Source organism: Bacteroidota bacterium (assembly GCA_016706865.1).
Classification (GTDB): Bacteria; Bacteroidota; Bacteroidia; order Chitinophagales; family BACL12; genus UBA7236.
In genome coordinates this window covers 730,883-746,669 of record JADJIS010000003.1, presented here as the reverse complement: position 1 = coordinate 746,669, position 15,787 = coordinate 730,883, and the positions used below count along the sequence as shown (strand labels likewise).

At 34.5% G+C, this 15,787-nt stretch carries 15 protein-coding genes; 2 read left to right on the top strand and 13 right to left on the bottom strand.

The window, feature by feature from the left end:
- Nucleotides 1–78: 78 nt before the first annotated feature.
- From IPI31_12695 to IPI31_12660, 8 genes are all read right to left on the bottom strand, one after another.
- A complete protein-coding gene (locus IPI31_12695) occupies nt 79–1,758 on the bottom strand; it encodes a S8 family serine peptidase (GenBank protein ID MBK7568671.1) in 1,680 nt (559 codons plus the stop codon).
- 30 nt (nt 1,759–1,788) lie between these two features.
- A complete protein-coding gene (locus IPI31_12690) occupies nt 1,789–3,393 on the bottom strand; it encodes a S8 family peptidase (GenBank protein ID MBK7568670.1) in 1,605 nt (534 codons plus the stop codon).
- Nucleotides 3,394–3,658: 265 nt separating this feature from the next.
- A complete protein-coding gene (locus IPI31_12685) occupies nt 3,659–4,339 on the bottom strand; it encodes a response regulator transcription factor (protein MBK7568669.1) in 681 nt (226 codons plus the stop codon).
- Complete coding sequence (locus IPI31_12680; GenBank protein MBK7568668.1) at nt 4,314–5,387, bottom strand: sensor histidine kinase; 1,074 nt, start codon at nt 5,385–5,387, stop codon at nt 4,314–4,316. The genes IPI31_12685 and IPI31_12680 overlap by 26 nt, the downstream gene beginning before the upstream one ends.
- A 51-nt stretch (nt 5,388–5,438) precedes the next feature.
- Nucleotides 5,439–6,221: an ABC transporter permease gene (locus IPI31_12675; GenBank protein MBK7568667.1), complete on the bottom strand. Its 783-nt coding sequence runs from the start codon at nt 6,219–6,221 to the stop codon at nt 5,439–5,441.
- 1 nt (nt 6,222) lies between these two features.
- A complete protein-coding gene (locus tag IPI31_12670) occupies nt 6,223–7,131 on the bottom strand; it encodes an ABC transporter ATP-binding protein (protein ID MBK7568666.1) in 909 nt (302 codons plus the stop codon).
- A 186-nt stretch (nt 7,132–7,317) separates the two neighbouring features.
- Entirely contained in the window at nt 7,318–8,085 is a 768-nt protein-coding gene (locus IPI31_12665) for a glycosyltransferase (GenBank protein MBK7568665.1), read from the bottom strand.
- Complete coding sequence (locus IPI31_12660) at nt 8,082–9,620, bottom strand: hypothetical protein (protein ID MBK7568664.1); 1,539 nt, start codon at nt 9,618–9,620, stop codon at nt 8,082–8,084. Before IPI31_12660 ends, IPI31_12665 begins: the two co-directional genes overlap by 4 nt.
- 178 nt (nt 9,621–9,798) lie before the next feature.
- Here IPI31_12660 and IPI31_12655 point away from each other — a divergent pair, with 178 nt between their 5' ends.
- Nucleotides 9,799–10,392, top strand: coding sequence for a 2OG-Fe(II) oxygenase (locus IPI31_12655; GenBank protein ID MBK7568663.1), 594 nt, complete (start codon nt 9,799–9,801; stop codon nt 10,390–10,392).
- Between the two features lie 17 nt (nt 10,393–10,409).
- On the opposite strand, the gene IPI31_12650 is transcribed toward IPI31_12655, so the two are convergent.
- From IPI31_12650 to IPI31_12635, 4 genes are all read right to left on the bottom strand, one after another.
- Nucleotides 10,410–10,715 carry a hypothetical protein gene (locus IPI31_12650; GenBank protein MBK7568662.1) on the bottom strand — a complete coding sequence of 102 codons (306 nt, stop codon included), beginning with the start codon at nt 10,713–10,715 and terminating at the stop codon, nt 10,410–10,412.
- A gap of 280 nt (nt 10,716–10,995) precedes the next feature.
- Nucleotides 10,996–11,781, bottom strand: a complete 786-nt coding sequence (locus IPI31_12645; protein MBK7568661.1) for a hypothetical protein — start codon at nt 11,779–11,781, stop codon at nt 10,996–10,998.
- Nucleotides 11,782–11,799: 18 nt separating this feature from the next.
- Nucleotides 11,800–12,915 (bottom strand): tRNA 2-thiouridine(34) synthase MnmA, encoded by a 1,116-nt coding sequence (gene mnmA / locus IPI31_12640; GenBank protein MBK7568660.1) that lies wholly within the window; start codon nt 12,913–12,915, stop codon nt 11,800–11,802.
- Between the two features lie 63 nt (nt 12,916–12,978).
- Nucleotides 12,979–13,608: a TetR family transcriptional regulator gene (locus tag IPI31_12635; GenBank protein MBK7568659.1), complete on the bottom strand. Its 630-nt coding sequence runs from the start codon at nt 13,606–13,608 to the stop codon at nt 12,979–12,981.
- Nucleotides 13,609–13,658: 50 nt separating this feature from the next.
- On the opposite strand from IPI31_12635, the gene IPI31_12630 reads away from it, so the two are divergent.
- Nucleotides 13,659–14,207, top strand: coding sequence for a cupin domain-containing protein (locus IPI31_12630; protein MBK7568658.1), 549 nt, complete (start codon nt 13,659–13,661; stop codon nt 14,205–14,207).
- A gap of 225 nt (nt 14,208–14,432) precedes the next feature.
- On the opposite strand, the gene IPI31_12625 is transcribed toward IPI31_12630, so the two are convergent.
- Nucleotides 14,433–15,482, bottom strand: coding sequence for a quinone-dependent dihydroorotate dehydrogenase (locus IPI31_12625; protein ID MBK7568657.1), 1,050 nt, complete (start codon nt 15,480–15,482; stop codon nt 14,433–14,435).
- Nucleotides 15,483–15,787 lie beyond the last annotated feature (305 nt).

Sequence of the window (15,787 nt, the reverse complement as noted above, 5' to 3'; positions counted from 1 at the left end):
AAATTTATGAGGTTAAATTCGAAATGTAAGTAAAAAGATCAGAAAAACCCGAAAGATCTGTAGGAGAATGTAAAAAAATTATTTAACCATTAAGGTTTTTGTTTCGCTATAAACATCCCCAATTAATTGAACAAAATAGAGTCCTGAAGCTAAATGATCGAGATTAATGAGGGTAGTTGCAGAAAGTTCGCCCGTAGATAGTTTTATCTCTGTGGTGTAAATGATATGCCCTGCAATATCATATACATTTATAACTCCATCTGATGTTTCTAAACCATTAATTATTATAGTAGCCGAAGATTCTGCAGGATTTGGAATTATAGTCAGCAAATTTGTTTCACTGATATTTAATTCCTTTAATTGGATATATGCTTTTGCAAAACTCGGAATACCATATCCCAATAAATAATCGGGGTCTGTATATTGTGATGAACTTTGTTGCACAATGTCTATAATTTCCATATTGGTTAATTCGGGAAATGCGCTCCATAAACTTGCACAAGCTCCTGCAATTAATGGGGAGGAATAAGATGTTCCACTGCCATTCAAAACCTTTCCAGTCTGATCTATATATGCAGTTCCGGCTCCTTGGCCCGATACATTGGGTTTTATTCTTCCATCAGCTGTTGGTCCCACTGAACTAAAAGTTGCATAATTTTCATTAGCATCAACTGCACCTATCGTAAAAACACTATCGCCATCAGCTGGAACACCAATAAAATGCCAACTACTGGTTGCTTCATTTCCAGCGCTATTACAAACTAATATTCCAACACTAGCCGCAATGTCAGCAGCAATTGTTGCAACTGCTGTATTGCCATCCAGATCTTCATAAGTATGATCCTGAAGTGAATCGTCAAAGGTGGTATAACCCAAAGATGAATTAATAATATCAGCTCCAACAAAATCTGCATACTCTGCTCCTTCCACCCAATAATCTTCCTCCACAACTGTTTCACTGGATGTTACTTCTGTTCTGAACAAATAAAATTTTGCATCAGGTGCACTGCCGATATATTCACCGGGCATATCTCCACCCATAATACTCAATACATTGCTTCCATGTGTTGTGCTGTGAAAAACACTGTCATTATCGTCGGCAAAATTTCTTGTTTCAATAATTTGATCCTTATCCCAAAAACTTTTAAATCCTTCTCCAATATCCACACCATAAAATCCACCATCTAAAACTGCAATGGTAATTCCTTGTCCGGAGTATCCTAAAGAATGCAGAAAATCAATATCTATCATATGATTTTGATTATATGCTCCACCATAATCATTTGTTGCAAGTTCAGAATATCGGTAAAATGAGTTATTATCCAATGGCAATGTTTCATCCACACTTTGGTATTTTTTTACATATTCTATTTTCTTTACAAAGGGTAACATCGAAATTAAACCAAGTTGGTAATCAGATTTAATTCTTATACTTACAGCATTCAGCCATCTGCTTTCAACTATAATTTCTACTCCTGCTTTCTGGAGTAAGGAAATATAAGAAGCACTGACAGGAAGGTCTATGACCCGAAGCGGTATATCCATTTTCGCACGTCTTTCAATTGACTTTTGGGATAGATATTCATTGGGTTTTTCTAAGGTAAACTTCGAATTATTTTTATCCGTAAAATAAACCCAATATTTAGTATCTGAAAACGAAACTGGAGTATCAACAAAATCTTTAACAGCATGTACTTGCGAAAATACATTGCTTATAACCATCGCACAGAAAAAAACCGGTAACAATAATCGTTTCATTGATCAAATATAATTTATCGATATTATAATTTAGTTAACAAAAATCCGCAAACTTTGTTTAGCACTTTTAGTTAAAATAGAAAGTATGTAAATTCCTGATGCATATTGTTCGGTTATCGGGATGGTAAATGAATCATTAAAATCTTTTTCAAGGAAAATATTTTTCGAATACATCATTTCTCCCTGCAAATTAATAATCTGAATTTGTGCATTTTCATTTAAGTGACTTTCTATAAATACAGAAAAGAAACTACTTGCTGGATTTGGCACCACCTCAATAGTAACAAGTGTTGTATCTTCAATAATTACAGTATCCTCCGGTTCCATTGCCTTCAAAATTTCAAAAGCCAGACCAAAATTCGGAATTCCGTAACCCATGGAATCATTCGGTGTTAAATGAAGATGCGCACTCTGTTGCACGGCATCCATTATTTCCATATTTGTTCTGTAAGGAAATGCACCCCATAAACTTGCACAAGCACCGGCAATAAGTGGCGATGCAAAAGAAGTGCCACCTAGATTATAAATATTCCCACCGGGATCCATAACTGCAGAAAGTACTCCAAGTGCCACAACATTTGGTTTCAATCTTCCATCACTGGTCGGGCCATAACCACTGAACCCAGCGTGAATTCCCAACGTATCCACAGCTCCTATGGAAAAAACACTATCGCCATCTGCAGGCATAGACACATAATGCCACGTACTAGCGCCTTCATTTCCAGCGCTGTTGCAAACTAAAATACCTTTTGATGCAGCCATATCTGCTGCCATTGTAACCACTGAAGTATTTCCATCCAGATCAGCATATGTATGATTTGTAAGACTATCGTCAAATGTGGTATATCCAAGTGAAGAATTGATCAGATCAACCCCGATATAATCTGCTAATTCGGCTGCTTCTAACCAATGATCTTCTTCCACCACATATTCGCTATCGGCAATTTCCGTTCTGAATAAATATAATTTCACATCAGGTGCAGATCCGGAAAAAACACTATCAATATCTCCGGCAATTACACTTGATACCCAACTTCCGTGATAACCGGAATAAATATTAAATACCTGATCATTGTCGTCGGGGAAATTATGAAAACCTAAAATCTGACCTTTATCCCACATGCTTTGAAATAAAGTTGCGGTATCCATTCCGAAAAATCCAGCATCTATTACTGCCATTACCATATCTCCTCCCGTAAATCCAAGTTGGAGAATAGTATCCAGGTTTATTTGGTCGATTTGATTTTTTGATCTCCCATAAATACCCGAAATATCTGTTGTAGCGGCACTTTTATAAAATGCAGTATTATTTAATGGAATTGTATTGATGTCGACATTACTATATTTATTAACCTTACTGATCTGTGATATAAATGTTAGTTGAGATATAGTTGCTATTTGTTCCTCACTTAAATAGGCACTGACTGCATTTAACCATCTTGATTTTACTTCAATGGAAATTCCGAGATTATTTAATTCTTTAACATACTGTTCACTTACAGGAAAGTCAGTTTCATTTATCGAAATATTAAATTTCGTTCTTCTGTCTATTGCTTTTTGAGTAAGGAATTTGCCCGGTTCTGATTTTGTATAAGAGGAATTATCCTTATCACTGAAATAAATCCAGTATTTCACTTGGGGTTTTGATGCCGGAAATATGTGTTTAATCCCATCAATATAATAAGTATTCAATTCACGTGTAGATCTAATATTCAGCCCTTGAGCATTTATAAGGGAAAAACTACATACAAGTATTGAGAGGAGGCAAATTTTTTTAATCATAAACTAATTGGCTAAACGGTGAACCAAATCAAAGATACAAATTAATTGACTCAATTTGTCTCAGAATTGTCAGATAGCCCCTGATACAACACTTTTAAACCCTTTATGTTATGTTGTGTTACCTGATCAAATCATAAAATTCCTTCTTATAGGTTTCGGAGACGGGGATAATTTTGTTCCCTATGTGAATTTCATCCTTTTGAACAGAATCAATTTTTTGTAATCCCACCATATACGATTTATGCACTCTGCAAATAATAGTTTTGGGAAGCTCCTCTTCCAACTCCTTAAAGGTTTGAAGTGTCATAATATTTTTGTTGACCGTAAAAATTCTTCGATAATCACCCATTCCTTCTATATAAAGTATATCGTTATACATCACTTTTTCAAGTCGGTATTCCGTTTTAATAAAGATAAAAGCCTGATCAACAAGTTCGCGTTTTGGAAGCGGATTAACAACCTTATTTACTGCCTGCATAAATCGTTCAAAGGTGAAAGGTTTTAAGAGGTAATCGGTCACATTAAGTTCATATCCCTTTAAGGCAAATTCCGAATATGCAGTTGTTAAAATTACATTGGCGGAAATATTTGCAGTCTCCAATATCCTAATACCGGACATTTCCCCCAAATTAATATCCAAAAACAAAAGATCCACATTATTTGTTTGCAGAAAAACCAAAGCATCTGCTCCATTATTAAAAGTAGATTTTAATATCAAATCGGGATGTTTCATTACAAATCCCTTTAACTTCTCCATTGCCAATGGCTCATCCTCAATTATGATGCACTGAATTTTCATTTTCGTAAATACTTAATTTTACCATGTAAATATCGCTTTCATTTTTGATTTCTAGCAAATGTTTTTCAGGATACAACAATTTAAGCCGTTTGCTAATTAACTCCATTCCTAACCCACCAACTTCTTTTGACTTTGGAAGGGTTTTATCAAAATAATTTTTACAAACGAACTGAATATTGTTTCCATCGATCATAAAATAAATATATATACTATTACCATCTCTGCTTAATAAAGTGTGCGTAAAAGCATTTTCAATAATTGGTATAAACAGCAGTGGAGGTATGGTATTGTCGCCCACCTCCCCTTCCACGATCAATTTTATTGCATTTGGATTTGCAGTTCTTATTTTTTGAAGTTCAATATATTTTTCTATAAAAAGCAGCTCTTCAGCTAATGGAATTCTTTCGCTTTTTGTTTCATATAACATGAAACGCAAAATATCTGAAAGCTTATTCAGGTACAATGATGCAGTTTCCTGGTCTTTAAGTATCAATGCATCAATATTGTTAAGGGTATTAAATAAAAAATGAGGATTTATCTGTGACTTAATCATGGCCAGTTCCATTTCATAATTTTTTTTATTCAGATCCTCTTTCCATTTAATATCGGAATAAGCCGTAATGAATCCCTGCAATATCAACCCTACTATACAATTAATCGCAGCTATAAAACACATTGTAATTAATTCCGGGATCGCAGAATTCCATCCATCTGCAAACATAATATCTGAACCCTTTAATACATTTAACAGCATTGCGCCAGCTATGCCTCCAATAATTGAAACCAGAAATCCGCTAAGAAAAAGTAAACCTATTTTTCTTTTAACCAAATATTTTCTAAATAAGAGGTAATATCCTGCATAAAATCCAAATATTCCGGGAACAATGGCAAATGCAGAGACCAACTCGGTCCAATCGATAAAAAATTGAATTTTATCTGCACTAAAATTCTCCTGTGATGCCGCATTGAGAACGAAGAAAATAAATAAGAGAAATATATACATCGCCCAATAACCGAAGTGCAAAAGAATAACTGCTATTTTTCTCATTATTAAATTATTAACAGGTTTTGATGAATTATAAATTGATAAGCTAAAATTTTATCCCTTTTCGGTTCTATTACTAAATATTAAATAATTTACAAAGGTAATCAGGACAAAATAACCGATTGCAAACCAATGAAAACTTATTTCAGAAGCAGTTCTTTCAGTACCTGAAGATTGAAAATAGTTTAAGGAACTGTAGATATAGGGGAAAGTGTAACCAAACTTCCAGGAAAGTGCAAACATAGAAGCTATTATGAGCGCAAACCCAACCCCTACGGGAACAAGAAAATTTTTAAACCGAAGGCTTATCAGATACTGCAAGGCTATTATCGGTAAACAATCTATAAAATATAAAGCACTTGATTTTAAAAAGGTTAAAACAGGAATTGAGTCGGTTGGAAAAGGAATTTTTCCAAATATTAAAGCCGGTATCAATACCGAAACATAGATGCCAATATTAAAAAGTAATAAAAACAGTAGCATTAGCAGGAATATCACTTTCATTTTTGCGACAAAAATAAAATAGAGTGGTTGCGGACTACTAAATAACTGTTTCCAGGTATTGTTCTTAAATTCCAGCTGGGTTAACATACTGGTTACCAAAATTATTCCCATGGGCAACAAGAACATGGCCATAGATTGCCATGATTCGTTGTAAAATGACATCCAAAAGGTTTCCGAGAGGTTTTTTGCAGCTGTTTTTTCCGGATAACTTATTTGAATGATGATCATAATCAGGGGTATAAAAAGAGAACCACCAACCACCAGCCACAAAGCTGCCGTATTTTTTATTTTGAGTAATTCACTACTCAGGCTATTAAATATAAAATTTTTCATTTTAATTTTTGTTTATTAATTGCATAAATATATTTTCGAGATCATTTTTTTCAGGAGAAATTTCGTAAACATCAATTTTTTGTTTTACCAATAATTGATTTATTTCAGCTATCTTGCTTTTTTCTAGAAATGGTAAGATGATCTTGTTATTGTTAATTTGCAAGTCTGCAATATTTAGTGAAAGGATAGAAAATGCTTTTTCATTGGAACTGGTATCCAGCACAATAAAATTCGATAATTGTTGTTTGTTCATTAACTCTTGCAATGTTCCCTGCATTAGGAGTTCACCTTTGTGAATAATTCCGATATGTGTAACCAATTTTTCAATCTCCGATAAAATATGACTTGAAATCAAAATTGTAATACCAAGTTCAGAATTTAATTTTTGGAGTAATAGTCTCATTTCCAAAATTCCATTCGGATCTAAACCATTAGTGGGTTCATCCAGTATCAATAATTTTGGTTCATGCAGCAAAGCAACCGCAATTGCCAAACGTTGTTTCATTCCCAAGGAAAATTTACCTGCCCTTTTATTGCCAACATCTGAAAGCCCAACCAGTTCGAGTACTTTCTGTATTCTAATTAAAGGGCATTGATATAATTTTTGCCATACTCGCAAATTTTCAGAAGCTGTAAGGTGAGCATAAATGGAAGGACTTTCGATGAGTGTTCCAATATTCTTTAATATTTCAATTCGATTGGTGGAGAATGGTTTATTAAATATTTCAATATCTCCATGTTGATTTGACAGTAAACCCAACAATAAACGAAGCGTGGTGGTTTTGCCTGCTCCGTTAGGTCCCAAAAAACCATAAATGGAACCGGTAGGTATTTGCAGACAAATATTGTTTAAGATCTGTTCGTTTGGTGAATAATGATAACTAAGGTCGTTTGTTTGAATACTATACATATTAAGGTGATTTAATGTTTCTGGATGTAAAACTATTCTATCAAAACATCAGAAATGAAAGAATTAGGTATATTCAATCAGTTTGTCTGTGAATTGGCAATATTATCCTTTGAAATAGAATTTGCATTCGTGAAAATTACCATTCACGATACAGGTAAGAGAAAATTAAACGCAATGAAAAATTGCTCACTTTTTAAATTGACCGGAGTTTTGCCGTTTTTTATAATACTGGCGGATATAAAACAAATCCTTCCAAAGTACAAAAAAATACCAGGGTGATATTTTGGAATTGCCTTTATCCTCCCAATGACGGAGTGGCACTTCCAGCATTATATCCTGCACATGTTCTCTGCCGAACAATTCAATTATCCTGAAAAAGATCTCTACATCAAAAAGCCATCTGGAATAAAATTTTTCCCGAAAAACCTCTTCTGATAATTTCTTTGTAAACATTTTACAACCGCATTGAGTATCATATACCTTTAAATGCAAAATGGTAGAAATAAAAGTTGCAATTACTCTTCCTATCAAGAAACGATATCGTTTTCTCTTTATTACAGAGCCAATGCGCAAAATTCTTGAAGCAAAACAAAACTGAATTTTTTGCAGAAATAAATTTCGCATTTCCAAACATTCCTCTGGTGTTGTAGAAAGGTCAGCATCCAGATATGCTACAAATTCATGCTCATATTTACTATTACATAATAATACCCCTTGTCGAACAGCTTCCGCTTTGCCGACATTTTTTTTTATTTCAAGATAAATGCTATTGTCAGGGTAATGCTCGCATATTTGCAATAAGACATTTTTTGTATTATCTGTAGACCCATCATCTACAAAACAAATCAAAGTGTCGGGATGAACATTTAAAAATGTTTCAAAATCGTCAACAGGCAAACGAATTTCCTCATTATAGCAGGGTACAATAAAACATGTTTTTATCTGCGTTTTCATTTCAATTTAAATACTTCATTGATCGTATTATTATAAACCCTTACTTTAAACCAGCTTTTGTCCTGCAATTCCTCATAAATATAGGGATGATCGCGATAATTCGTCACAAAATAATCTGCTTCCTCTATATTAACAAATTTAATGCGATTTCTGTCATGCTCCGGCAAGATCTTATAATTCTGCCACCCGGCATAATTTTCCACTGAAATTTTTATCTCAGGAGAAGGGTCATTCTTAAGTATGTAAAACAGCGATTGTTTATACGAAGCACCCCAATAATCAAGTTCAAATTGGGATCGCAGTTTTTCGGGTGATTTTTTATTCACAAAGATATTAAAATACACTTGTTGGTGTGGATTTATTACAACCATTACATAAGCAATATAAGAACAATATATAAACAGCACTCTGAAAAATTTATTACTGAATTTAGTGTTAGAAATTTTATGTATAAAGTATATGGCAAGCATTACAAAACCGGGATAAATAAAAAATAATTGTCTCCAGGAATCATACAATACCGAATGGAGAAAAACAACAACAAAAACCGGAGCAGAAAAACAAATTCCATAGATCAGGTTATTCCGCAGATCAATATTTATTAAAAAATTCAAAGGACGTCGAATAAAATTAAAAATGACCAGAACTGCTCCACCAAAACCCAAAACCAGATATAACACGGGATTTGTAATACAAAACCAGGTTGGAATATACCACGGACTCAAAGCCGTTGTTCTCATATATTCACCCTTAAATAGAACCAGTCCATCCCATCTGAAATTCGACATATTCTGAAACGCAAGTACAAAATTGAAAAATGGTCTTTCCCATAAAAATGGCCAGGTTCCATATAAAAATAAAGCTGTAGTAGCTATAAAAGTTAATATTATAACTAATCTGGATTTTCCACTGATCTTATTTGCAACCGGTAAAAAATAGTCCAATACCAAAAAGAAAAGGACAACCGAAAAAAACAGTATACCCATTAACCTCATATTTATCAGCAGAGCAGTCGCAATTCCCAGAAATAGGAAATTCAAAATCTTTTGTTTTCTGAATGCCTTAACGCATATATAAAAACAAATAAAAAACATGGATAAAAATGGAATATCTTTCGAATTAAAAAAGGAATGTGCATATAAAATAGGATTTACCATCAGCATCAAAAATCCAATGGTGGCCAACAATTTATTAGCATACAACAGATCGATCAGGAGAAAACAAAATAAGGCACCAACTATATAAAATAAATGAATACAAACATGCCTGCATAAGTAAATATCGCGATAATCGGTTAAACCCAGGGCTTTTTCAATAAATATGATCGGCAATTCAAAAGCAACTCCATAATCTCTGTCCTGAAATTTATGAAATGATCTGTCGCCATAAAAAATATAACTATAATTCTTTTCGCCTATCAACTGCTGCGCCTCCTCATCCCATGAAATACCGTAGGATTTGAAGTTGAATAATCCAATTACGCAAGCAGAAATAAACAGAATATAGGCTACATATTTATGGAGGAATTTTATCATTGGAGACAACTTTTTTTCATGTATACCTTGAAACAGAGTAAAATTAATTATCAGGAGTCGAAATATATAATTCCAACTAGTTATACGTTTCTGCAACTTCAATGCAAAATTGATTCAATATAGCGCTAACTTTGTGTCCCGTATTGGTTTTATGCCATTATAGACTAAAACCAATACCTTGCAGAATTCTTTCGATACGCTTGTTCAAAGTTATATTGACACTAATGTTGGCATTGCAGATGATTTTTTAAGCCTGCCACTTGCCCGTCTTTTAAAAGAGAACTTATTGTTACATTTTACGGAAAACGATTTTGTTGCTGCCGGCATGGGTAATAATACATTGGTTACACATAATACCGCTGTTCGAAGTGATCTGATCTACTGGCTCGACCGGAAACATGATAATGTCTCTGAAAATAGTTTTTTTGATCTGATGGATAAATTCATAGAATTTTTAAACAGCAGTTGTTACACAGGCATTACAGGATATGAATTTCATTATGCATTGTATGAAAAAAATAGTTTTTATAAAAAACATCTCGACCAATTTCAAAACAATAAAAACAGGGCCTTTTCTATGATCATGTATCTAAATTCGGATTGGGAAATACAAGATGGCGGTGAATTATGTTTACATCAAAATGAAAAACAACAAATGATTTCTCCCATTAGTGGTAAGTGTGTGTTTTTTAAAAGCAGCGAAATTGAACACGAAGTTCTTCCAACCCATGAACAAAGATTAAGTATTACCGGTTGGCTAAAAACGAATTAAAAGAGCTTAAAATACCTTTAATCGTCAGGATATATCTTTTGTTTTCCGTTCACAAAATAATAGATCACATGGGTTATAATTGCGATCAAAGGTCCTATGATCCAAAGACCGACCAATAACGCAACAACCGGCATCCCACATCTCACACCCTCAGGCTCAGGTTCAGGCAATGTTCTGGTTAAAATAGCCGGAAGCACAAACAAATACAAAAGTAAAACGCCTATCAAAACAAAAACTCTTCCATTAATTATTCTCTTTTCATCGACCAGTTTATTCAACGCGATCTGAATTACAATTGATACAAAGAAGATAAATGGGAGCATGGTTTTATAGATGCAGGTGGTGTGATAATTCCATAATTAGGACATAGGAAATAGGAAGTAGGAAATAGGAAGTAGGAAGTAGGAAATAGGAAATAAAATCTTCAATTTATCGTAAACGTGGCTGTTCATTATCAATTCTCAATTAATTTTTGGCTGTTTCAATTGTCAATTATCAATTGTCAATTTTTTTCGACCTAGAAATCGAAAGCCTGAATATTAGGGTAAGCCGGCTGTTTCAATTGTCAATTGTCAATTGTCAATTGTCAATTGTCAATTTTTTTCACCCTCCCCACTCCAAAACCTTCATTTTCACACTATAACCGCATTGCACCCTTTCCACCCAGGGGCATTCGGGACAGGAAAGATCCTGTGTGTAATAATGATAAAAATCTTTTTGCACCAATCCTACGAATTCAGCATATACTTCCTCTGCATAATCGAACCAGATCAAATTGGAATCGCCTTCTTGAATTACTGTGATGGTTTTTAGAAATTCATTTCCATTTACGGTATAGGGTTGATCTACATTTTTATAGCTGTAATTCCAGTCTTCCAAATAGGAAAGATTGTTGCAATCCTCATCCACCGGTATGTCGTCCAAGCCTCCTAAATAAATATTTCCTTCCCAACTGATATCATTTCTTAATGGAGCGACCAATTTAATAAAACGCAGATTATTTTCAATTTTTTGCAATTGATTATCGGTGTATAATACACTCCAGACGTTTACTAAATTCCAGTCTGCCGTATCGGAAGTTCGTGAATATCGTTCAATTTTATAGTTGAGTCGGGATTCGTTATCATAAAAAGTATCCACCAAAATTTCTTTTACTTCATAATAGGAAGTGTCTGTTGGAGCAACTTCATGATATCTTATAGAATCAACGGAGTAAACAATATATTTTCCAATAACAAGAGGGAAATAATTTTCAGCCGTTTTTAATTCCTCCATAGAAGTATCCGGCTCGCAGGAATTAAAAACAAATACAAAAGAGTAACAAATAAATAAACCCGACAACAAGGAACGAAGACGCCATTTTATTTTATTTGTTGTTTCGGTGTGCATTTAATAATTCTTTTAAATTTAATTTTCCGATCTGAATGAACTCAAAATATGACCTCCTCCAATTACATCATTTCCTTCATAAAATACTGCACTTTGTCCGGGCGTAATTGCACTCACATTATGTTCAAATTCAATTCGCATAAGATCTTTATCCTCCAGAAATAAAACACTTTCTGTTCCCGCATTTTTATAACGGATCTTGGTTATTGCATCATACCCCAAAGGCAAAGTATCGTATTTCTGCAAATTAAGATGATGAACGAACATTCCATTTCTGAATAAAGCATCTTCTTTTCCCAATACCACCACATTTGTTATTGGATCAATTTCAGTGACAAAATAGGGTTCACCTAAGGCAATTCCCAAACCTTTTCTCTGACCAATGGTATAAAAAGGATAACCCTTATGTTTTCCTAAAACCTTTCCTTCCGCATCCACAAATAATCCGCCGTCCACTTTTTCTTCCAGACCGTCCACTCTTCTTTTCAAAAATCCGCGATAGTCATTATCCGGAACAAAACAAATTTCATAACTCTCTGCTTTATTTGCAAGGTCTACATAACCCATTTCCCTTGCCATGTTTCGAATTTCCGATTTGCGTATATTTCCCACAGGAAATTTTGTGCGAGCCATACAAGCTTCATTTAATCCCCATAAAACATAACTCTGATCTTTATTTTCATCAAGACCTTTAGAAATAAAATGACGCCCATTTTCAGGATTTTTATTTACCTGTGCGTAATGACCGGTGGCAATAAATTCGCAATCCATTTGATCGGCGCGTTTTAATAATGCCTCCCATTTTATATGTGTATTGCAAAGCACACAAGGATTTGGAGTTCTTCCCGCAAGATATTCATCCACGAAATTATCAATAACATAATCACCGAATTCCTCGCGTATATCTACTATAAAATGATGGAATTGCTTTTCGACTGCTATTTGTCTTGCATCATTAATCGAATCCAAACTGCAGCAACCCGTCTCCTTTTTACTTCCCCCGCTTGTTGCATAATCCCATGTTTTCATGGTGATACCTACCACTTCATACCCTTGTTCATGTAAGAGTATGGCAGTAACGGTGCTGTCAATTCCACCGCTCATGGCAACTAATATCTTTCCGTTTTTCGACATAACTGTGCACAAAGTTACAATTTTGAGGGCTGGAAAGTTCGAATAAGTTGTGATTGAGCCTGTTTAAAGCTTGGTTATAAATTCCTTTATTTCTTTTTTGCCTTTATCGTTGCAATAAGGCATTATAAAATTTGCCAATAAAGCCAAATAATGCTGGAAAAGAACCTTTTTGGGAGCCTTTTTGAACTTTACCCGCGCCTCCGACAACCAAAATCTGGAAATAAATCCAATTCCTGATACCATGTGTTCCATTTTTTCGGCATCTACCTTCGATTTTAAATAGTTATTTGCGGATAATTCCATCATATTATTACGAAGGGTCTCATACCTTTTCTCCTGCCTCGACAAATACTCCTGTTCAAACTTTTTGTTCTGTTCCAGATGGTGAATAAAATTTATAAATAAACACCGGTATTCATATTGATTTTCAAACACCCTGGAATACATATCCATAAATCCGGTAATTGTAAGGCCAGTTACAGGTACGATGACTCTGGAGTTCAATTCAACCAATTCGGCGGTTAATCCTTCAATGATATCATTTTTGGTTGGAAAATAGTATGTGATATTTCCTACCCGAAAACCAAGATCAGCTGCTATTTCGCGCATTCCTACATATTCAATACCATTTTCATTAAAAAGTTTGAGGGCATGATGCAGTATCAGATTTTTTTTCTCACTTTTTTTGGACATTGTCCTAATTATTTCCTTATCTTTGGACATTGTCCAAAATTACAACAACTATGAAACAATACAAACTTCCACACAGCATCCAAAACAAACACGGTGAAAAACTCACCTTTTTAAACATTATCCATGAAAATGGCAAAGAGAAATTATTAGTGGAAAATGAAGTTGCACCAGGCTGCGGACCTGTTATGCACGTACATTTTAAACAGGATGAATCTCTCACCGTTAAAGAAGGCAGAATTGGATTTCAGGTACTTGGTGGGGAGGAACAATTTGGTGAGGTTGGCACTACCATTGAATTTAAAGCCGGAATCTATCACCGCTTCTGGAACGCAGGTGATACTGTTTTAAAATGCACCGGCTGGATAAGTCCTGCCAATAACATCATTTACTACCTTGAAAATATTTACCGTTTAATGGACGAAGGTAACGGCCAGCCCGGAGGTTTTGATGCCGCATATTTAATTACCAAATACAAAAGCGAATTCGATGTTTTAGTAATTCCCTCATTTGTAAAAAAGGTAATTTTTCCTGTCATCATTTTCTTTGGAAAACTCAGTGGCAAACACAAAAAATTTGTTGATGCACCGAAAGCTGCTTAAACATTTGTTAATTTGTTAATTGTCAATTTGGTAATTGGGCACTATTAGTAAAAATTTATTTCACTCCTTTACATATCATTTGATTTAATTTGGTAATTGGGCAGTAGTAGTAAAAATTTATTTCACTCCTTTACATATCATTTGATTTATATTAGTAGAAAAAATCATTCAATTAAATCGAAGCAAATAATTTACCAAATTGACAATTAACAAATTGAAAATTTCTTAAAAGGTCATTTTACGAATAACGTCCCTTACGATCCCCTGCCCCTCATACACCAAGCCAGTATATATCTGCACAAGATTTGCTCCCCGGTTTATTTTTTCGGTTACATCGTTGTGATCCGTAATTCCTCCAACACCAATCAGCGGAATATCATTTCCCAATTCCCTTCTCAAAAACCACAACACTTCGTTGGAGCGTTTTGTCAGAGGTTTACCACTCAATCCCCCAGCACCGATTTTTTCTATTTCAGATGCCGGTGTTTGCAGTTCAGTTCTATCAATAGTTGTATTGGTAGCAATTACACCCGACAATTTTGTTTCACGAACTATCTCCACAATATCCTTTAATTGTTCGGTGGTAAGATCCGGAGCAATTTTTAATAATATGGGTTTTGGTGAACCCTTCCGATTATTTATTTCCTGCAACTTATTTATAATATTCTTTAACGGTTCTTTCTCCTGCAATTCACGCAATCCCGGTGTATTGGGAGAAGAAACATTTACCACAAAATAATCCACATGATCAAATAATTTTTCAAAACATATCACATAATCCTGCCATGCATTTTCATTTGGAGTGGTTTTATTTTTACCGATATTTCCACCTATAATTACCTTGTATTTATTTCTTGCATTTACGGTAGAAGTTTTTTTCAGATTTTTCACCATCATCTCTACCCCATCGTTATTAAAACCCATGCGATTAATAAGCGCCTCATCCTTTTTTAATCTGAACAACCTCGGTTTATCATTTCCCGGTTGCGCCAAGGGCGTAACTGTTCCAATTTCAATATGCCCAAAACCAAGTCGCGCCATCAATGGAATATATGCTCCATTTTTATCAAATCCCGCGGCCAGACCTATAGGATTTTTAAACGAAATACCAAACACCTTTTTCTCCATTCCTTCCCCACCTTTCAAATAATATCTATCATGAAAATATCCATATCCCGGTATCCACAGTGCCATCCTAAACAATCCCAAAGCCATACCATGTGCAGTTTCAGGTGAAAAGAGAAAAAAAAACGGTTTGAGTAACATTTTATACATTGTTGCAAAGATAAACTGTTGTTCTGAGTTCTGACATGTAGTAGATCTCCTGCGTCGATCACTACATGTTTCAGTTCTGAGTTCTGAGTTCTGGGTTCTGAGTTCTGAGTTCTGGGTTCCGTGTTCTGGGTTTGCAAAAGTTTACATGGTTAGCAAAAGTTGCAGGGTTAGGTTCCGATTTAAATTTTTACTTTCTTGATCGTTATTTATTATTCCTCTTTTCAATTCGAAGGAATATCTTACAATGCTTCAAACTGCCCACTGCCCACTGCCCACTGTTGACTGGTTACTGGTTTCCATCGTTA